The sequence below is a fragment of the Mangrovibacterium sp. genome (assembly GCF_041596335.1).
Lineage (GTDB): Bacteria > Bacteroidota > Bacteroidia > Bacteroidales > Prolixibacteraceae > Mangrovibacterium.
Genome location: NZ_JBFHIT010000029.1, coordinates 15,636 through 34,002, shown reverse-complemented (window position 1 = coordinate 34,002; position 18,367 = coordinate 15,636). Strand labels below are relative to the sequence as shown.

General features: G+C 44.2%; 19 protein-coding genes. 13 read left to right on the top strand and 6 right to left on the bottom strand.

All coding sequences use genetic code 11. The annotated features are described in order from the left end of the window. Positions 1-11: 11 nt before the first annotated feature. Positions 12-1,190 (bottom strand): tRNA 2-thiouridine(34) synthase MnmA, encoded by a 1,179-nt coding sequence (mnmA, locus tag ABZD21_RS11535; protein ID WP_372775148.1) that lies wholly within the window; start codon positions 1,188-1,190, stop codon positions 12-14. Between the two features lie 336 nt (positions 1,191-1,526). On the opposite strand from mnmA, the gene ABZD21_RS11530 reads away from it, so the two are divergent. Beyond that, the gene (locus ABZD21_RS11530) at positions 1,527-2,159 is read left to right on the top strand and encodes a hypothetical protein (protein ID WP_372775147.1); all 633 of its coding nucleotides are present in this window, start codon (positions 1,527-1,529) and stop codon (positions 2,157-2,159) included. A gap of 244 nt (positions 2,160-2,403) precedes the next feature. On the opposite strand, the gene ABZD21_RS11525 is transcribed toward ABZD21_RS11530, so the two are convergent. Continuing rightward, positions 2,404-3,327: a FecR family protein gene (locus tag ABZD21_RS11525; protein ID WP_372775146.1), complete on the bottom strand. Its 924-nt coding sequence runs from the start codon at positions 3,325-3,327 to the stop codon at positions 2,404-2,406. A 174-nt stretch (positions 3,328-3,501) separates the two neighbouring features. Next, the gene (locus ABZD21_RS11520) at positions 3,502-4,014 is read right to left on the bottom strand and encodes an RNA polymerase sigma factor (RefSeq protein WP_372775145.1); all 513 of its coding nucleotides are present in this window, start codon (positions 4,012-4,014) and stop codon (positions 3,502-3,504) included. Positions 4,015-4,329: 315 nt separating this feature from the next. Here ABZD21_RS11520 and ABZD21_RS11515 point away from each other — a divergent pair, with 315 nt between their 5' ends. From ABZD21_RS11515 to ABZD21_RS11465, 11 genes are all read left to right on the top strand, one after another. Next, the gene (locus ABZD21_RS11515; protein ID WP_372775144.1) at positions 4,330-5,256 is read left to right on the top strand and encodes a DMT family transporter; all 927 of its coding nucleotides are present in this window, start codon (positions 4,330-4,332) and stop codon (positions 5,254-5,256) included. A 174-nt stretch (positions 5,257-5,430) separates the two neighbouring features. Further along, on the top strand, positions 5,431-6,042 hold the full coding sequence (locus tag ABZD21_RS11510) for a TetR/AcrR family transcriptional regulator (RefSeq protein WP_372775142.1): 612 nt from the start codon (positions 5,431-5,433) through the stop codon (positions 6,040-6,042). Between the two features lie 104 nt (positions 6,043-6,146). After that, on the top strand, positions 6,147-7,412 hold the full coding sequence (locus ABZD21_RS11505) for a TolC family protein (protein WP_372775141.1): 1,266 nt from the start codon (positions 6,147-6,149) through the stop codon (positions 7,410-7,412). A gap of 17 nt (positions 7,413-7,429) precedes the next feature. Next, positions 7,430-8,308, top strand: a complete 879-nt coding sequence (locus ABZD21_RS11500; RefSeq protein WP_372775140.1) for an HlyD family secretion protein — start codon at positions 7,430-7,432, stop codon at positions 8,306-8,308. A 58-nt stretch (positions 8,309-8,366) separates the two neighbouring features. Next, entirely contained in the window at positions 8,367-8,744 is a 378-nt protein-coding gene (locus tag ABZD21_RS11495) for a four helix bundle protein (protein WP_372775139.1), read from the top strand. 29 nt (positions 8,745-8,773) lie between these two features. Next, positions 8,774-9,715: an ABC transporter ATP-binding protein gene (locus tag ABZD21_RS11490; protein ID WP_372775138.1), complete on the top strand. Its 942-nt coding sequence runs from the start codon at positions 8,774-8,776 to the stop codon at positions 9,713-9,715. A gap of 7 nt (positions 9,716-9,722) precedes the next feature. Then, on the top strand, positions 9,723-10,469 hold the full coding sequence (locus ABZD21_RS11485) for an ABC transporter ATP-binding protein (protein ID WP_372775137.1): 747 nt from the start codon (positions 9,723-9,725) through the stop codon (positions 10,467-10,469). Between the two features lie 60 nt (positions 10,470-10,529). Further along, entirely contained in the window at positions 10,530-10,901 is a 372-nt protein-coding gene (locus tag ABZD21_RS11480; RefSeq protein ID WP_372775136.1) for a GxxExxY protein, read from the top strand. A gap of 81 nt (positions 10,902-10,982) precedes the next feature. Continuing rightward, complete coding sequence (locus tag ABZD21_RS11475; RefSeq protein ID WP_372775135.1) at positions 10,983-12,089, top strand: ABC transporter permease; 1,107 nt, start codon at positions 10,983-10,985, stop codon at positions 12,087-12,089. A gap of 211 nt (positions 12,090-12,300) precedes the next feature. Next, the gene (locus tag ABZD21_RS11470) at positions 12,301-12,498 is read left to right on the top strand and encodes a four helix bundle protein (RefSeq protein ID WP_372775134.1); all 198 of its coding nucleotides are present in this window, start codon (positions 12,301-12,303) and stop codon (positions 12,496-12,498) included. A gap of 66 nt (positions 12,499-12,564) precedes the next feature. Continuing rightward, positions 12,565-13,683 carry an ABC transporter permease gene (locus ABZD21_RS11465; RefSeq protein WP_372775133.1) on the top strand — a complete coding sequence of 373 codons (1,119 nt, stop codon included), beginning with the start codon at positions 12,565-12,567 and terminating at the stop codon, positions 13,681-13,683. Positions 13,684-13,788: 105 nt separating this feature from the next. Here ABZD21_RS11465 and ABZD21_RS11460 read toward each other — a convergent pair whose 3' ends face one another. The 3 genes from ABZD21_RS11460 to ABZD21_RS11450 all read right to left on the bottom strand — a co-directional run bounded on the left by ABZD21_RS11460 (position 13,789) and on the right by ABZD21_RS11450 (position 16,731). Beyond that, entirely contained in the window at positions 13,789-14,370 is a 582-nt protein-coding gene (locus ABZD21_RS11460) for an outer membrane beta-barrel protein (protein WP_372775132.1), read from the bottom strand. Between the two features lie 101 nt (positions 14,371-14,471). Next, positions 14,472-15,083, bottom strand: coding sequence for a trimeric intracellular cation channel family protein (locus ABZD21_RS11455; RefSeq protein WP_372775131.1), 612 nt, complete (start codon positions 15,081-15,083; stop codon positions 14,472-14,474). 94 nt (positions 15,084-15,177) lie between these two features. Beyond that, a complete protein-coding gene (locus ABZD21_RS11450; RefSeq protein WP_372775130.1) occupies positions 15,178-16,731 on the bottom strand; it encodes an SDR family NAD(P)-dependent oxidoreductase in 1,554 nt (517 codons plus the stop codon). Between the two features lie 261 nt (positions 16,732-16,992). Here ABZD21_RS11450 and ABZD21_RS11445 point away from each other — a divergent pair, with 261 nt between their 5' ends. Then, the gene (locus ABZD21_RS11445; protein ID WP_372775128.1) at positions 16,993-18,276 is read left to right on the top strand and encodes an MFS transporter; all 1,284 of its coding nucleotides are present in this window, start codon (positions 16,993-16,995) and stop codon (positions 18,274-18,276) included. Positions 18,277-18,367: the final 91 nt, after the last annotated feature.

The window sequence follows — 18,367 nt, the reverse complement described above, 5'->3', positions numbered from 1 at the left end:
TAGGTCGTCGATTAGGCAATTACGCCCGAACCAATTAATTCGTCGCCTTGATACCATGCCGCAAACTGGCCCGAAGTGATGCCTCGCTGTTCATCCTGAAAGAGCATGTAAATGCCGTCTTCCTGACGAAATAGCGTCGCTTTTTCGAGCGGCTGCCGATAACGGATACGCACATCGTATTCGCGAACTTCGCCCACTTCCATCGCCAGGTCGGTGCGGATCCAGTGAATTTCTTCATTGCCAATAAAAAGTCCGGGGCGGTATAATCCGGGATGCTCCGTTCCTTCGCCAACATAAATGATATTCCGTTTCACGTCGGTTCCGATAACAAACAGGGGCTTTTCGTGACCACCAATATTGAGTCCTTTGCGTTGACCCACTGTATAATAGTGTGCTCCGCGATGCTCGCCGATTACCTCGCCATTCCATGGTTTGTAGGGATAGGAAAAGCACAGTTTGCGAAAGTTTTCGGGTGTTTTTTCAACCTGTTTCTTTTTGCAAACAAAGTCGGCAGCTACCTCAATCACATTGCCTGTTTTTGGTTCGAGCTGTTGTTGCAGAAAGGTTGGCAAGTCAACTTTCCCGACAAAGCAGATTCCCTGCGAGTCTTTTCGGGTAGCAGTTGGTAATTGCTGCTCGGCAGCAATTCGTCGAACCTCCGGTTTATCTAAATGGCCAATCGGGAAGAGCGCTTTGCTTAGCTGTTCCTGATTCAGTTGACACAAAAAGTAGCTCTGGTCTTTATTCGTATCAGCGCCTGCCCTGAGTTGGTAAATCATTTGTCCATCGTTGTTGAACTCCGATTTCTGGCAATAGTGTCCGGTAGCAACAAAATCGGCTCCGTGTTTCAAACACTCGTCCATGAAAATGTCGAACTTAATTTCACGGTTGCACAAAACGTCTGGATTGGGTGTACGACCTTTGCTGTATTCGTCAAACATATAGTCAACGACCCGCGTTTTGTAGTGTTCACTTAGGTCGACAATGTGAAACGGCATATCTAGTTTCTTGGCCACCATTTCAGCAATTAACGCATCGTCTTCCCATGTACATTGACCAGTCAGCGTGCCTGTTCGGTCATGCCAGTTAATCATGAATAACGCGATAACTTCGTATCCCTGTTCTTTCAATAAATACGCGGCAACACTGGAGTCAACTCCTCCGGATAAGCCAATAACAACCCTTTTCATATGCAAAGCTTCATGTTTCAAAAAAAACAAGTTTCAAAACCTATTACATTTTCTGCGACGAACGATTGACAGGCTTTTTTCTTGTTTTCAATAAATTGAGCGCAAAAGTAGGATGAAAAACGGAGATAGGCAATTAATAAAGTTGGGTCGTTGGCTTTTCACTAGGAACAGTGGAATAACGGTTGTAAAGTGGGGGGGCTTGACTCTTTGATCTATGAAATTACTGTAACCATTGAAGGAATTGCTGAAACCGTTGATTCTGTTTGGCAGTATGGGGGGACATGATCAACTTTGTTTTTTTACGTCAGAACAGACAACCAATTTAAAAATTGCAACATGAAGAAGTATTTCATTTTATTTTCAATTCTTACAGTTCCCGTTTTGAGTTTTTCGCAATCGCGCTTTTTTATCAATTTGAATACCGGCTGGGACAATACGACAAACAAATATTACAATTATAACAACTACAGTATTTTTGAGGATGGAGGAGCCGATTATAGCTGGGGCGCAGACCTTGGATATCAATTTTCGGACATCGTTCGTTTTCGGATCGAATCTCGATTTGGGAAGTACAGCTACGGGCAGTATTACGATGGGGCAAACCTCACTCAAACAGAGATGACATTGAGTTACTTCAACATTGACCCGCGGTTTGATTTTCGGGTGTGGAGCAAAAACAAATTTGGATTGTTTGTTTCACCCGGTCTAAAGCTTGAATATGTTTATGATTCGGAACAGGTAACTGATAAAGTGGATGGCACAACTTCGGATGGCAGCTACGTGTCGTCAGCTTATGCCGATAATATGGCCGGTTTTGTCGGAGGCGCTATTTTGAAGTATAGTATCAATAAGCACCTGGGCTTAACCTTGTCGCCGGAGTACACCTTTTATTTTAAGAAATTGTACGAGAAGAACGATAATAACATGCAACGGTTTTCAGCTCGCTTCGGTGTTGAATGGAATTTTTAAGCACTGGTAAATTCCATTATTTGTCAGTCGCATAAACTACTTGGGTCGGAACAATTTTCCGGAGTGCAGGAGTGGCGAAAAAGGTATCCCACCACAGGATACCTTTAGTTGCTTTTAGAAATATATTTACACGTATGTAAATGTGGTGAATTAATAAAAATTACTTGTGCTTCCAGGCTGGTTGGCTTTTTAAACGTTTCGTGTTTCGTCACAAAATTGACGATGAAAGCATTCTGAGCACCAACTAAAAGTACAATGGTTGATTTTGCTTTTTTTCTTCTCTTAGCTCCTCTGGTTTTTCTTTAATTGTAATGTTTTCGCCAGTTTCAAATTTATAGTCCAGTTTCAACGATTCACTTATAATATTTAAAGCCACTTTTAAACTTCCTGTTTCCAATTGACCGGAAAACGTCTGCGGATTCCGGGTTTCAAGATGGATGGATACCTGAAAAAAATCTTCTAAAGAGCTCAGAACAGTCTGAAGGTCATCGTCAGAATAGGAACCTCGGAAAAAGGCCAAATTGGGATAGTCCACTTCCAGTTTTTCGTTTTTTACCAAGTTGCCCTGTTCAAAAAAACTGCTTGTTCCCGCCGGAATAATTACTTCTGTATTGTTCTTGTTGAAAACAACTTTGCCCTCGTAGCACCCTACCTTCATCAGATTCTCTATTTCCGCAACCGTAAAACGGGTTCCCAGAACACGAACAGTTCCTTTGCCGGTTTCCACAACAAATGATTGTCCTTTTATCACTTCAAAATAGGCTTCGCCCTGTAGGTTTAGTTTTTTGTTCCAACGATATTTAGGGTAGTTGAGGGTACTATTCGTACCTAAAACTACGCGCGATTTATCCGGCAATCGAAACGAGATCGATTTTTCGTGTGTCTCAAATGTAATTTGAGAGAACAAGAAAAACTGAGCAAGAAAGACTATCGCCAGAACTGCAGCGATTGAAATTGCCGCCCGATAGCCTGATTTTATTACCGGTGCTTTGGTTAAAATCTGCTGAACTTTAGCGTCTTCAATCTTTGCAAGAACTTCATCAAAAGCAGCCGGTTTGTCTTTTCGGGCCGGCACGCGGTAGGCACGTGTTTGCTCGTCAATCCTGTTTTGCTTGTCAGGAAGAACCAGGAACGTGCAGAGAAGACTATTTTTACTTGCTTTTGACATTTGTTGCTTTCTGAACTTAATATCCTTTCGTGGCGAGATACCCTACCCTGAAAGTTGTTTTTTTTTATTTATTTTTTCGGAGCTGTGATCAAAATGGGCTGTTTTTTCAGAATCGAAGCGAATGATTCTTTTAGGGGAGACTGTCGTGAAATAATAGAAACGGCGGTTTCAATCTCATTTTGAATGCCGCTGCTTTATGTTCTTGTCAACGTTTTCTGCCAGATATTTCAAGGCTTTTGAGATGTGTTTTTCAATCGCCTTTTCACTTAGAGTTAGGCTTGCCGCTATTTCTTTATAGCTCATCGAATCAATCCGACTCATCAGGAATACCGCCCGAGTTTTATCGGGTAGCTTTGCGAGTGCACCTTGAAGCTTCAGGTCAAATTCTTTTAACTCAATCACATATTCAGGTGATTCATTGTCGTTTTCAAGAATAAGTGAGTTCGTGAAATTTAGTTGGATTGATTTACGACGGTAGTATTTCAGGTACTGGTTTTTGGCAATGGTGAAAAGGTATGAGCGAACCGTTTCGTGTGACACGTTGTTTCGATCGTGCCAAATTTGCAGGAAAGCATCCTGAGACAGATCCTCAGCTAGCGTAATATCGCCGGAGAGGTAGTACAGATAATTTCTGATGTAGTCGTAGTGCATGCTGAAAATCTGCGCAAACCATTTTTTTTCATCCATGTCCTGCAATGTTCCTGTTTGTCGTTTAGTCTGGAGAGGGCAAATATAATTAAAAACTGAGCATAAGTGCTCTGTGGTTGAGTTGGATTGAGTCTAAATTAGTCGTTGTGAATCTTTTGCGTTAGTCGATCAAAAAAAGCTATTTCCGGTCTACGACCTTCCGGTGCCCCTTGTTGATTGGGCTGAAGTTCGTCGATCTGAATGATGTTGATACCCGGAGCCAATTTGTAGCCCGTTGGGTTTCATCCTGGTATTTGATCTTCAATTAACATCATGGTTTGTTTCATTCTGTTGATTTTTGATCACCTTTGCAGCATGAATCAAAAAGGACTCTTCTCAAATACCATATTCCTGGCTATTGTCGCTTGTTTGCTATGGTCTTCCGCCTTTGTAGGTGTAAAAATTGGGTTGAAATATCACACGCCGTTCCAATTTGCCGGTGTTCGGTTTATTTTGTCCGGTATTATGCTGATGGTTTATTTTAATAACCGCAAAAATTACTGGGTTGAAGTTCGAAAAGAATGGCGCTTCATCGGGTTGATCGCCGGATTGCAAACCGTGTTGCAGTACATGCTCTTCTATTCCGGAATTAATTTGCTTCCCGCGGCAATCTCAGCCATGATTATTGGTTCGTCGCCTCTGTTTATCTCTACTGTGTCGCATTTTAGTTCGCATAACGACAAAATGGATCGCATGAAAATGGGCAGTTTGTTGTTGGGGGTAGCAGGTGTTGCCATTATTAGTTTCGGTAAATCAAGTTTGCCTGATGCCGTAAAAATTAGTCTGATCGGTGTTGGTTTGCTGCTGGCAAATAATCTAGTCTCAGGTTTTTCAAACGTGATTGTCTCTAAAGGGGCAAATCGGGTTTCTCCGGTGGTGTTGAGTTCTTCGTCCTTGTTTTTCGGTGGCATTGCCTTGTTGTTTATTTCCATACCGATTGAAGGATATGGACTGAAAGCTGTTGCTCCGGAGTATTTTGTAGCTCTGGGATGGCTGAGTTTTTTATCGGCTGCAGCCTTCGCTATTTGGTTTACGCTATTGAACCGGCCGGGTGTGAAAGTTTCTGAGCTAAATACCTGGAAATTTCTGATCCCGGTAACCGGAGCTATTTTGAGCTGGTTAATTATGCCGGACGAAAAGCCAGAACTTCTCTCGATTTCCGGAATGGTTGTTATTGCAGCCTCTTTATTAATCATGAACTATTCGAACCGAAAAGCCTCCAGATATCGAGCAGTGAGTTAATTTGCATAGCTAGGGTGTAAGTTGGTGCCGGCTGGGGATGTATTGTCAGGTTTTAATTGCTAAAAAGACGGATTAACCAAGTGGTTAAAATAAATGGTCAAAACTATTGACTTTTTATTCGGAATGTTTTATGTTTGCCGCATGATTTAACCAAATAGTTAAACCAGGTGTAAAATGGAAGTTAAAAAGGATAATACAGAAGAAAAGATAATTGAAGCAGCTACTGATGTGTTTGTTCAGAAGGGCATGGATGGAGCCCGAATGCAGGAAATCGCAGATCGGGCAGGCATCAATAAAGCGCTGTTGCACTATTATTTTAGAAGCAAGGAAAAGCTCTTCGACGCGATTTTTACAAAGTTGATTGGGATTGCGTTCCCCCGGATCGGACAAATTCTGCAGTCCGAGCTAGTGATTACAGCGAAAGTAGAGCAAGTGATTGATGTTTATATTGATCTGCTGCTGAAGCATCCGTTTTTGCCGGCATTCATTATTAAGGAAATAAATCGCGATGCCTCGCTCTTTTTCAGCTTTATCGAGCGGAAGGGGTTTTCTCCGGATTCAATTTTTGAAATGCTAAATGAAGCGATGGAACAAGGAGTTATCCGACGAATGAGACCGGAACATCTGGTTTTAAATGTGATTGGTTTGTGTGTTTTTCCGTTCGCTGTGCGACCGATGGTGCGGCAGGTGGTTTTTCATGGAGACGATCCGGGGATGCAACAATTTTTAGTTGAACGCAAAGACGAAGTCAAACAGTTTGTATTGAAGGCCATTCAACCCGATTAGCTATGTATGAAACGAACATGTTACGCCGAATACAAGCATCAAACGGAAATAGCTTTTAGCAACATGTGTGTTCCGTCAGACAATAAAAAACAAATTACTTACTGATGAAAATAAGAAGCATTATTTTATTGTGTTTGCTCTTGCCGTTGCAGGTTTTGAAAGCACAGCAACCGGTCAGTTTAAACGAATGTCAGGAGTGGGCAAGAGAAGCTCACCCGTTCCTGAAGCAATTGGAAATCTATCGGCAAATGAGCAGTTTAAAGCTGGAAAATATCCAGACTGCATGGTTGCCGCAGATCGATCTGAACGCGCAGGCCAGCTATCAGTCAGCGGTAACGCATATTGGAATTTCGTTGCCTGGAGTTGATATTCCGACAGTCTCGAAAGACCAGTACAAAGCCTATCTGGATGTGAAGCAAAATATCTGGGACGGTGGCATAACAAAAGCCCGTCAAGAGATGGAGAACGTTTCCAGTCGAGTCGACCTGCAAGCTGTTGAAGTCAATCTTTATCAGGTGAAGGAGCAGGTTAATTCGTTGTTTTTTTCCTCATTTCTCATTCAGCAAAATCTCGATTTGCTAGCCAAAAAACAGGAAACGCTAGAAGCGCAAAAGCAGCAAATGGAAGGAGCCCTGAACAATGGGGCTATTTTGCAATCCGATCTCGATCAGCTATTGGCCGAATTGATCAAAGTGAAACAGCAGCAGCTCGAGTTGAGTTCCTCGCTCGAAACTACGCTGTCTGCTTTGGCTATTCTCACCGGAAAAGAGACTGCCAGTTTGCTGAATCTAAAAATAGAGACCAGCGAATTGGAAGCGACTGCAGAAATAATACGTCCGGAGATGGAGTTGTTTCATCAGCAATCGGAGTTGTTGGCCGTTTCTTCGGAGCTCACCAGGAAGGCTCGCAATCCCAAACTGTTTGGTTTTGGGCAGGCTGGCTACGGACGCCCGGCTCTGAATATGTTGAACGATGATTTTGATACATACTACCTGGTTGGTGTCGGTCTAAACTGGACTTTGTTCGACTGGAAACAAACCGAGCGAAGCAAAGAGGTTATTCAGTTGCAGCAGCAAATGGTGCAGACGCAGCAAGTGCAGTTTGAGCGAACAATCAACATCGCCCTCGACAGCGAGTCCCGCAAAATAGCCAGAATAAATTCAACCTTGGAAAGTGACCGGGAGTTGATTGGGCTGCAGGAACGCATCACCCAAAGTTCAGCGTCGAAGCTGGAGAACGGGACAATAACCGCAGCAGATTATTTGCAGGACTTGAATGCCGAAATGGCCGCCAGGATAATTTTCGAAACTCACAAAGTGCAGTTGGAGGCGGCCAAAATTAGTTACCGGAATTTACTCGGACAAGAATAAATAAAAACAGAAAAATCATGAATAGAATATTCTTATTAGTGTTCATTATGTCCGCTTTGTTGTCGTGTACAGGCGGAAACGAAAAATCGGACGCGTACGGAAACTTCGAGGCCGACGAGACCATTATTTCCTCTGAAATTGCCGGAAAATTGTTGAGCTTTGAAGGAGAAGAAGGTCGCGAGGTGAAACAGGGCGATGTGTTGGCGGTGGTCGATAGCAGTACCGTTCGTTTGCAAATTCTGCAACTGGAAGCGCAAAAAAAAGCCACTCAGACGAAAAAAATCAACCTGCGCTCGCAAATCGATGTGCTGAGTCAGCAGCTAAAGAATGCAAAAATCTCGCAAGCCCGGGCTCATAAATTATTCGCAGAAAAGGCTGCCACACAGCAAACGCTCGACGATGTCGATGGTCAGGTTCGGGTGATTGAACAGCAAATTCAGAGTCAGAAAACTCAGTTTGTGTCGATTGATAGTGAGCTGTCGGTGTTGGACGCGCAGATCGAACTGGCTAAAAATCAATTGGAAAAGTCGGTGATCAAGAGCCCGCTAAACGGCACTGTTCTCGAAAAATACACCGAGTTGGGCGAGTTGGCAGCACCGGCTAAAGCACTGGTGAAACTGGCCGATTTGTCGGAACTTGATCTGCGTGTTTATGTTAGTGGCGCTCAGTTGCCATCGGTAAAATTGGGGCAACAGGTTCAGGTGCTAATCGACCAGGATAAAACGACAAACCAACAGTTGACCGGTGTGGTGGACTGGATTTCGCCCGAAGCTGAATTCACGCCAAAAATCATTCAAACCAAAGAAGAACGGGTGAAACTCGTTTACGCTGTGAAAGTGAAAGTGAAAAACGATGGACGTTTGAAAATTGGAATGCCGGGCGAGGTTCGATTTTAGTGATCGGTGATCACTAACGGAATAGCAACCTGTTTCAAAAATCAAAAACGAATTCAATATGGAGTTTCATGGTTTAGAAGCTTATCAAAAAGCATTTGCTATGGCGATGGAGATTTTTAAAATCACTAAGGATTTTCCAAAAGAGGAAAAATATTCACTGACCGATCAGATTCGACGGTCATCCCGTTCAGTTTGTGCGAATATTGCTGAAGCTTATCGAACGCGGAATTATCCAACGCATTTTGTCCGCAAGTTGACAGATTCAGACGGTGAAAATAGTGAAACGCTTGTATGGTTGAATTTTGCTTTGGCTTGTGAATACATTAGTAAAAGCAAATTTCAAGAACTGGTGGACGAGAATAAATCCATCGGAAAGCTTATAAATTATATGATTTTAAATCCAAAGAAGTTTGGTTGCAATGGCGAAGCCAACTGATCACTGCGACTGAACACTGAATACTTGATATGATAAAAGTCCAAAATATATCGAAATCCTACGACAACGTTCAGGCGTTGAAAGACATCTCGTTTTCGGTTAAAAAAGGCGAGTTGTTTGGGCTGATTGGTCCGGATGGGGCTGGAAAAACCAGTTTGATGCGAATTTTGATGACTCTGTTGCTGCCAACCGGCGGAAACGCTCAAATGGGTGGGTTGGAAGTGGTGAGAGATTATCGCGAAATTCGTCGGATGGTGGGCTATATGCCTGGCCGGTTTTCCCTGTATCAGGATTTGACGGTAGAAGAAAATCTCTCGTTTTTCGCCACTGTTTTCGGAACCACGATCGAAGAAAACTACGAGCTGATCCGCGATATTTACGTGCAGATTGAGCCGTTCAAAAATCGGCTGGCCGGAAAGCTTTCCGGCGGGATGAAACAGAAGTTGGCCCTTTCGTGCGCCCTCATTCATAAACCCGAAATTTTAGTTTTAGACGAGCCAACTACCGGTGTGGATGCCGTTTCAAGGAAGGAATTCTGGGAGATGCTGAAGAAATTACAACAGCAGGATATCACCATTCTGGTTTCGACACCATACATGGACGAGGCCGGCTTGTGCGACCGTGTGGCTTTGATGCAGAAGGGCGAAATACTGAGCATTGACTCACCCGGGGGCATTGTCGCTAATTACGAGCGACCGCTATTGGCAGTCCGCTCCGATGATATGCACCGTTTGATTCAGGATCTGCGAAAATGGGATCAGGTTGAAACGGCTTATGCCTTTGGGCAGTTTGTGCATGTTACACCAGCTAATAATCGGCTAAAACCGGAAGAGCTTAAAATGTATCTCGAACAGTTAAACCACCGGCATGTGCAATCTTCTCTCATCCAAGCAGGAATAGAGGACGTTTTTATGGCTTTAATGGGGAATAGCCAACTGAAAGTTCAAAGGCAGTGCTTAACGATTGAATAATGGCAAAATGAATAAAACGAAACCTGTAATATCGGTCAAAAACCTGGTCAAAAAGTTCGGCGATTTTGTGGCCAACGACCACCTAACCTTCGATGTGTACAAAGGCGAGATCTTTGGATTTTTGGGAGCGAATGGTGCCGGAAAAACCACTGCCATGCGCATTCTTTGCGGTTTGAGCAGTCCTACATCGGGCGAGCTCATGGTTGGTGGGTACGATGTGTACAGGCAGGCAGAGCAGATCAAACGCAACATCGGTTATATGAGCCAAAAGTTTTCGTTGTACGAAGACATGACTGTTGCCGAGAATATTCGGTTTTACGCCGGGATTTATGGTCTTTCAACCCAAAAGCGTAAAGAAAAGGAGCAGCTGATGTTGCAAAAGCTGGGGCTCGGAACCGAGCGGAACAAGCTAATCGCTTCGTTACCATTGGGATGGAAACAGAAGTTGGCCTTCTCGATTGCTTTGCTGCACGACCCGCAAATCGTTTTTCTCGATGAACCGACAGGAGGAGTCGATCCGATTACGCGCCGGCAGTTTTGGGACTTGATTTACGAAGCGGCAGCCGAGGGCAAAACCATTTTTGTAACCACGCATTATATGGATGAGGCCGAATATTGCGACCGGGTTTCCATTATGGTCGATGGACAAATTGCCGCTCTCGATACGCCCGATGCCTTGAAAAAACAATTCGACTCGGAAGATATGAATGGGGTGTTCTTGCAGTTAGCTCGTTCAGCAACCAGAACCGACTGATTTAACCACAGAGTCACACGGAGTACACCACTGAGTTTTTAGAGTTTTAATATGCGACCTATGGAGATCAATAAAATTACTGAGCAGATTTTGAAGTGTGCCTATAGCGTTCATACGGCGTTAGGGCCCGGTTTATTGGAAAGTGCGTATGAAGAGTGTTTGTTCTATGAGTTGCTTCAATCTGGATTGTTGGTGCAAAAGCAAAAAGCGTTGCCGTTGGTTTATAAGGAAATTAAGTTAGACGCTGGTTATCGAGTTGATTTGTTGGTGGAAAACAGAGTCGTTGTTGAGATTAAATCTGTTGAATCGCTAACGGAGGTTCACGTTGCTCAGGTGTTGACCTATTTGAAACTATCGGGATGCAAAATTGGCTTGCTATTGAATTTCAATGTTGCATCACTAAAACATGGAATTAAACGGTTGGCGAACTAACCTCACTGTGATACTCTGTGCAAAACTCAGTGTCACTCTGTGGTTAATCAATTAAAGTATTAAAATCGAAAAACTCAAGATATGAACCGTTTCCTAGGGTTTGTTAAAAAAGAATTCTTTCACATTTTTCGCGATAAGCGAACAATGATTATCCTGTTTGGTATTCCGATTATTCAGCTCATGCTGTTTGGTACAGTTATCACCAACGAAATAAAAGATGCCCGGATAGCCATTTACGATCAGTCGAAAGACGAAACAACACAGGAAATCACCGCCAAATTGCTATCGTCGGGTTACTTTTTACTCGACCAAAATTTGGAAACGACCAACGATATTGAAGCCATTTTAAAAAAGGGGCAGGTAAAGGAAGTGGTGGTGTTTGGTCGCGATTTTAGCGGAAAGTTGAAACGTGAGGGCAAAGCTGATGTGCAAATCATTACTGACGCTTCCGACCCCAACCTTGGAAAGATGTTGGCTTCTTACACCAGCGGCATCATCAACGATTATATTCTCAAACAGATGGGCGATTTGCATCTTCCGATGCAGATTGAACCGGAAGTGCGCATGGTTTACAACGAAGGATTGAGATCGGTGTACATGTTTGTGCCGGGCATTATGGCCATGATTCTGATGCTGATTTCAGCCATGATGACTTCGATTTCAATTACCCGGGAAAAAGAACTTGGAACGATGGAAATTTTGCTGGTTTCTCCCTTGCGCCCCGTGCAGATTATCCTCGGAAAGGTTACGCCCTACCTGCTATTGTCGTTCATCAACGCGATCATTATTTTGGGTATCGGCCACTTTATTTTTGGTGTCCCGATAAAAGGAAGTTGGGTGCTACTATTGGGCGAAAGCATCCTTTTTATTCTAATGGCACTGTGTCTGGGGATCATGATTTCGTCGCTGGCAAAAACCCAGATGGTAGCCATGTTTATTTCCGTAATCGCATTGATGCTGCCCACCATTTTGCTTTCCGGATTCATCTTTTCCATCGAGAATATGCCGCTGCCTTTGCAAGTGGTTTCGCACATCATTCCGCCGCGTTGGTTTATCGTCATTCTCCGAAATATTATGCTGAAGGGCGTGGGTCTCGCCTATGTTTGGAAAGAAACATTGATCCTGGTTTTTATGGCAGCAGTGTTTGTGACCGTTGCTGTAAAGAAGTTCAAAACGAGATTGGAGTGACGCTGCAAGTAGTTAACTACAAGCATATGGATTCAGATAAATAGCATATAAAAACCCATTAAAATGAAAGATTTTAAGAAGCTGAAAGTATGGCAACACGGAATCGATGTGGCTGTCGATGTATATCGTTCTTCAAAAGAGTTCCGAAAGAAGAAGTCTACGGACTGACGGGTCAAAATGCGCAGAGCAGCTGTCTCAGTTCCCTCGAATATTGCAGAAGGCTCGGGGGAGAAACTCGGATAATGATTTTGGTCGATTTCTGGATATCTCGCTTGGAGCAGCTTTTGAGCTGGAAATTCAGCTGATTATTGCCAATAAATTAGAATTTCTGTCGGATGAAAAATTTGTAGAATTAGCCGGAAACGTTCAGGTAGAACAAAAAATGATCTCAGGACTTCAACGAAGTTAGAATAAAGGACAATAACAACGAGGCAGGCAACTCTTGCAGCTTGCCGCTAAATACTTGTAGCTCGATATGAGAACAATAGGATACATCCTTCAAAAAGAATTCATCCAGGTTTTACGGAATAAAACCATGTTGCGGATGATTGTGATGTTGCCGCTGGTGCAAATGCTGGTGCTGGTATTTGCTGCAACTTACGATCTAAAAAATGTTGACCTGTATGTGGTCGATCAGGATTTGTCGGATACCAGCCGCGGATTGATCAATCACTTCGAAGCGTCGCCCTTCTTTCGCATACACGATTCGTCGTTTGATTTGGAGGACGGAATGAATCAACTTAAACGTGAAGAATCGGACTTCGTGCTGGTCGTTCCGCCTGACTTCGAACGTTCGCTGGTGCGAGAAGATGAAGCCGATGTTCAGCTTCTGATCAATGCCATCGACGGCAACAAAGCCTCGCTAATTTACCAGTACACACGGAGCATTGTCGCGGCGTTCAATAAGCAAATCATCATGGATTGGAAAAGTCTGCCCGATTTTAACCCACCCATGCGTGTTGAATCGCACGACAATTACTGGTTCAACCCCGAGCTGGATTACAAATGGTATATGGCACCCGGCATTTTGTCGATATTGGTAACTATCATCGGAATGTTCCTGTCGGGAATGAATCTGGTGCGCGAAAAAGAGATGGGAACAATTGAACAACTGAATGTTACGCCAATAAAGAAGTGGCAGTTCATTGTTGGAAAGTTATTGCCCTTTTTGGTGATTGCCTTGCTCGATTTGACTTTTGGACTGGTAATCGCTCGTATCGTTTTCAATTTACCAATTGAAGGAAGTCTGGTGTTGCTGTTCGGTTTTGGCGCTCTTTACCTGGTTGGCGTTCTCGGGCTTGGACTGTTTATTTCTACGGTAACCGAAACACAGCAGCAGGTGATGTTTATTACCTTCTTTTTTATGATGGTCTTCATTCTGATGGGGGGCGTGTTTACTCCCGTTGAAAGTATGCCGCATTGGGCGCAACAGCTCAATCGCCTCAACCCGATTTATTATTTCATTCGCGTTATGCGTATGGTTTGCCTGAAAGGCTCCGGGTTTGCCGACCTGTTCAACGAATTTGTGTCATTGACAATCATTGGCATTTCGTTCCTCGGCTTAGCTATTTGGCGATATCGGAAAACAAACTGATTTTGTTGCCTTCTCATACAAAACGGAATCAACCGGAGCAGCGCACATTTGCCTGCGCCGGTCAACTTATTTCAATTCAGATCGTTTTGTCGGTCTGTTTTTGTCTTACCGGAGGCGGTAAGCAGCTCCAAACGACCAGTTGATCAGCAGAACCTTCGGATCTTTACCAATTTGAATGTCCTGTTGAGTTTGGTAGTTCTCCAGATTCATGATGAGCTGCCACCTTTTGGCGAAATTGTAATGCAACATGGCGCCTGCAGCCCAACTCGGGCCGTTGGCGGTTTCAGTTTCGTAAAAGTCCACATCTCGTTGTTCGGTGGTGTATCCCACCATTAAACGCAAATCCAAATCAATTTTATCGCTCAGGTGAAACGAATACATTGGGCCAATCATCAGGTTGCCAACAGCCATCGTTCCGTCGGTTCCAAATAAGTCCAGAGGGTTAGCCATTCCTGACCAGGAAGCGGTGATGCCCAGATTTTTCCAAATCTCGTAGCCGAACGTAAGCAGGTTGATGTTTACTCCGGTTTGCGCATAGCCATCGTGATAGTCTCCGCTTGAAGCATAAGATCCGTAAGGAAAAGACGGTCCGAGCATTAAGCCCAGATAGCCTTTCGACTCAGTTTCCTGACTCATGACGTTAAGAGCGAGGAAGCCAGCCAACAGAAAGCAAATCAGCTTTTTCATTCTACAGTTCATTAAGTTTATACTAAAAAAGAGCAGGCATGAACGTGATAGGCGTATTTTTTATACGGCGGGCAGATTCGCTATGTTTGAACGAAAGAAGTCTATTTTTTGATTTCGAGAAGGGGTAGGGCGATGTCGAATTTCACTACGACCAGACGAATGGTGATTATCGACAGTATCGTGACAATTTCACAAACGATTTCAGTTACGTTCAGGTAGTTTAGCGACAGGTAAATGAGTGAACCTGCGATACATGCGGTAGCATAAATCTCGCGGTGAAAGATCAACGGGAGCTCGTTGCATAGGGTGTCGCGAATGATTCCTCCAACTACGGCCGACGATAGTCCCATCATCACAGCCATTGGTGGTTCAATATCCATGAGCAGTGCCTTTTTCAACCCCAGAACGGTGAAAAAGGCGATTCCAATGGTGTCAAACAAAAACATGGTTCGTTTTAGGCGCATAACAAACTTGCCAAATACGATTGTCACCACTACGCCGGCAATGATTAGCCAAAAGTAGTTCATGTTTCTCATCCACGAAACCGGCAGGTCACCCATCATCATATCGCGTAAAGTGCCCCCTCCGATGGCTGTCACAAAACCAATAAAGGTCGCTCCGAAAAAGTCGAGTCGCTTGTCGGCTGCTGTTAGTGTGCCACTGATCGCGAATACGAACGTTCCGATGTAGTCGAAAAGAAAAAATAAGTCCATGCTGCAAAGAAATAAAAAAGAAACGGATTCGAAGGAATGAAAACGAACAGACCGGGTTACTTTAAGTCACCCGGTCTGTCATCCGTATCTTGCTCTACCAGCTAATTGGGAAGTAGTCTTTAAGGAATTTTCCGCACCAGTGTTTGCCGGTGTTTATGCCATCGATAAACGGATCGCACACGCGGGCAGCACCGTCAACAATATCCAGCGGAGGCTGAAAGTCGTGTACTTCCTGTTTATACTTGGCGATATCGGCCGGATCTTCATCGGTTACCCAGCCGGTATCTACGGCGTTCATAAAAATTCCGTCTTTCGCCAAATCGCTGGCCGATGTGTGCGTAAGCATATTCAGCGCCGCTTTCGCCATATTGGTATGTGGGTGTCGGTCTTCTTTTCGGAAGGTGTGAAATTTACCCTCCATGGCCGACACATTTACAATGTGCTTTTTACCCGTATAGTCTTTGCGCATGAGGGCTGAAAGTCGGTTGCAGAGTACAAACGGCGCGATGGAGTTCACCAGTTGTACTTCCATCATTTCAACGGGAGCAACCTCGCCCAAACGAAGGCGCCAGCTATTGGTCTTGCGCAGGTCAACCTGTTGCAGGTCGGCATCCAATCTACCTTCCGGAAAAACTTCGGCAGCATCAAGCGAGTTGTCGATTCGATAAGGAATTTGCGAAAGTTGAGCGGATGATTTAATCCCAATGCCGGGTGTTTGGCTGTTCCAGTTTACCGATAAGGCTTTTTGGTGTTCACCTTCTTGCTGGTTGAAGTATTCAATTTCTTTTAAACACGCTTGATGGTGCGACAACAACTGCTGAACTTCGGCAGAATGCTCTTGATGCGGCCGGTTTTCGAGCGCCATCATATGCGAATAAAAAGTAGATGGACGACGGACCGTTTGGGCGGCATTATTAATCAGAATGTCGAGCCGTTGGTATTTTTGTTCCACATAAGTGGCAAACAACTCCACGCTGGGAATATGGCGCAGATCGAGTCCATAAATATGAAGGCGGTTGCTCCAATCCGGAAAATCTTTCTCTTTAGCAAAACGAGTAGCCGAGTCGGCCGGGAAACGCGTGGTGGCAATCACCGTTGCCCCCGAACGCAACATCATCAGGGTGGCATGGTAGCCAATTTTCAGGCGCGATCCGGTAATCAACGCGATTTGTCCGGTGAGGTCGCAGGTTTGGAACCGTTTCCGGTAGTTCAAATCACCACATTCGGTGCACATGGTGTCGTAAAAATGGTGCACTTCGGTGTAGCGTTTTTTGCAGACATAGCAGTTGTGCTCGGTGGTCAGCACATGTTTCCCTTTGGTTGAATCGGCTTCTTCCAGGGCGATCTGCTCGGGGGCTTCGAAAACGCTGGCCAGGCGCGCTTGCCGAATGCTCGATGCGGCTCGTGCTTTTCGGTTTATCTCAGAGCGTTCGTTCTTTTTCGTTTGCTTAACACCTTTGTTTCGCTTTTTGCGTTCCGCCCGGTCGGGGCGCGAAATTTGTCCGGCTGCCTTCATTAATTTAATGCGCTGCTCTTCATTTAAATGAACGAGTTGATCGCCGTTTTTCAATAAATACTCCAAAACCGAGATACATTGTTCGATTTCGTCCGTGTTTAACATCTGCTTTCGCGCCTTGTCGTTTTCCATTTTAAAAATCCTTCTGAAATTGGCTGCAAATGTAATCGAGTTTTTGTTTTCAGCTCACGCTTTTTCGATAATTGTGTGTATTTAAAACATACTGGTTTTGTGTTCATTAATCAATTGGTTTGGGATGAACAGCTATCGCACGATTTTAACTGCTGTGTCCGATTCCGGAAAGCTGCCTGATGTGGGAGAAAATTGCCTAATTATTTTCTACCTTTTAGGCCACTTGTTTAAAACGAATTTTAAATCCTGAATCATAAGATTATGAGTAAACGAACAAAATTCCCGGCGGTGTTTTGGGTCGCCAACAGTATTGAGGTACTTGAACGTTTTGCCTATTATGGCATATACCTGAGTTTTGGTATTTATCTTGGAGAACTTGGTTTTTCGAAAGGTGACCTGGGGATTATTCAGAGTATTTTTCTGGCCTTGTCGTACCTGATGCCACTGTTCTCTGGCACTTTTGCCGATCGCTATGGTTTCAAGAAAATGCTTTTGGTGGCCTACATGGCTTATTTGCCCGCAATTCTGCTGCTTATTCTCACCAAATCGTTTAATGGTATTGCGCTCACAATGCTGACCATTGGTTTTGCAGCCGGAATTTTTAAGCCGCTAATCTCGTCTACCGTTCGGGTTACTACCGACTCAACCAACAAAACGCTGGGCTTCGGTATTTTCTACCAAATGGTGAATATTGGCGCTTCGTTTGGGCCAATCGTCATGGGGAAACTGCGGGGGTGGTCGTGGGACTACGTTTTCTACACCGCGGCGGCAACCGTTGGTTTAATGTTTTTAATTACCCTTCTTTTCTATAAAGAACCTGAACGCGATTTGGAAGGAGCAACTCTAAAGCAAAAGTTTCGGGATATGGGCGAGGCGTTGTCCGACGTGAAATTTGTTATTTTTCTGGTACTGCTGGGGGTTTTCTTTTGGATGCCATTTTGGGCGTTTTTCAACGTTCTGGCTGTGTATATTAACGATTTTATGGATACCAATGCCCTTTACGAGTCGGTCAGGATGGTGCTTGGCGATGCCGTAACCCAGTTTATTTCGAGCAACGATCAGGGCGTTTGGAAAATTAATGCTGAAGCGATCTCGCAGACCGGATATGTCATTATCATTTTTCAGTTAGTTGTTTCAAGTTTATTCGAAAAGCGACCGGCAATCTCTTCGTTCCTGTTTGGTTTGTTGGTATCAGCCGTTGCCTTTGTGGTTTTGGCTCTGTCGGTAACCGTTTCAAACAGTTTGGTGTTTCTGGGTGTGTTTCTTTTCTCAGTGGGCGAAATGATTTCGTCGCCCCGTATTCAGGAGTACATCATGTGGATTGCCCCGAAAGAGAAAGCCGGACTATACATGGGAACCAACTTTCTGGCTACTTTTGTTGGCGCCACATTAAGCGGTATTTACACCGGTTTGATGGGGCATTTTGAGTCGGTTGGCAAACCCGAATACATTATGTACACACTGGCAGTACACGTTTTGCTGGGAATCGTTGCGATTTTCATCTTCACCAAAACATTGGGCGAATTTAAAGAACAGACTGAATAGGCTGGGGTGAAAATTAAACGACCGGATCCTTCAAATTTGGTTGAGGCCTCCGGTCGTTTAATGATTGAAATGAGTTGATTTCGAATTGTGA

Coding starts and splice junctions, on each gene's coding strand:
- mnmA (WP_372775148.1), bottom strand. CDS start 1,190: ATGAAAAGGGTTGTTATTGGCTTATCCGGAGGAGTTGACTCCAGTGTT.
- ABZD21_RS11530 (WP_372775147.1), top strand. CDS start 1,527: ATGAAGAAGTATTTCATTTTATTTTCAATTCTTACAGTTCCCGTTTTG.
- ABZD21_RS11525 (WP_372775146.1), bottom strand. CDS start 3,327: ATGTCAAAAGCAAGTAAAAATAGTCTTCTCTGCACGTTCCTGGTTCTT.
- ABZD21_RS11520 (WP_372775145.1), bottom strand. CDS start 4,014: ATGGATGAAAAAAAATGGTTTGCGCAGATTTTCAGCATGCACTACGAC.
- ABZD21_RS11515 (WP_372775144.1), top strand. CDS start 4,330: ATGAATCAAAAAGGACTCTTCTCAAATACCATATTCCTGGCTATTGTC.
- ABZD21_RS11510 (WP_372775142.1), top strand. CDS start 5,431: ATGGAAGTTAAAAAGGATAATACAGAAGAAAAGATAATTGAAGCAGCT.
- ABZD21_RS11505 (WP_372775141.1), top strand. CDS start 6,147: ATGAAAATAAGAAGCATTATTTTATTGTGTTTGCTCTTGCCGTTGCAG.
- ABZD21_RS11500 (WP_372775140.1), top strand. CDS start 7,430: ATGAATAGAATATTCTTATTAGTGTTCATTATGTCCGCTTTGTTGTCG.
- ABZD21_RS11495 (WP_372775139.1), top strand. CDS start 8,367: ATGGAGTTTCATGGTTTAGAAGCTTATCAAAAAGCATTTGCTATGGCG.
- ABZD21_RS11490 (WP_372775138.1), top strand. CDS start 8,774: ATGATAAAAGTCCAAAATATATCGAAATCCTACGACAACGTTCAGGCG.
- ABZD21_RS11485 (WP_372775137.1), top strand. CDS start 9,723: ATGAATAAAACGAAACCTGTAATATCGGTCAAAAACCTGGTCAAAAAG.
- ABZD21_RS11480 (WP_372775136.1), top strand. CDS start 10,530: ATGGAGATCAATAAAATTACTGAGCAGATTTTGAAGTGTGCCTATAGC.
- ABZD21_RS11475 (WP_372775135.1), top strand. CDS start 10,983: ATGAACCGTTTCCTAGGGTTTGTTAAAAAAGAATTCTTTCACATTTTT.
- ABZD21_RS11465 (WP_372775133.1), top strand. CDS start 12,565: ATGAGAACAATAGGATACATCCTTCAAAAAGAATTCATCCAGGTTTTA.
- ABZD21_RS11460 (WP_372775132.1), bottom strand. CDS start 14,370: ATGAAAAAGCTGATTTGCTTTCTGTTGGCTGGCTTCCTCGCTCTTAAC.
- ABZD21_RS11455 (WP_372775131.1), bottom strand. CDS start 15,083: ATGGACTTATTTTTTCTTTTCGACTACATCGGAACGTTCGTATTCGCG.
- ABZD21_RS11450 (WP_372775130.1), bottom strand. CDS start 16,731: ATGGAAAACGACAAGGCGCGAAAGCAGATGTTAAACACGGACGAAATC.
- ABZD21_RS11445 (WP_372775128.1), top strand. CDS start 16,993: ATGAGTAAACGAACAAAATTCCCGGCGGTGTTTTGGGTCGCCAACAGT.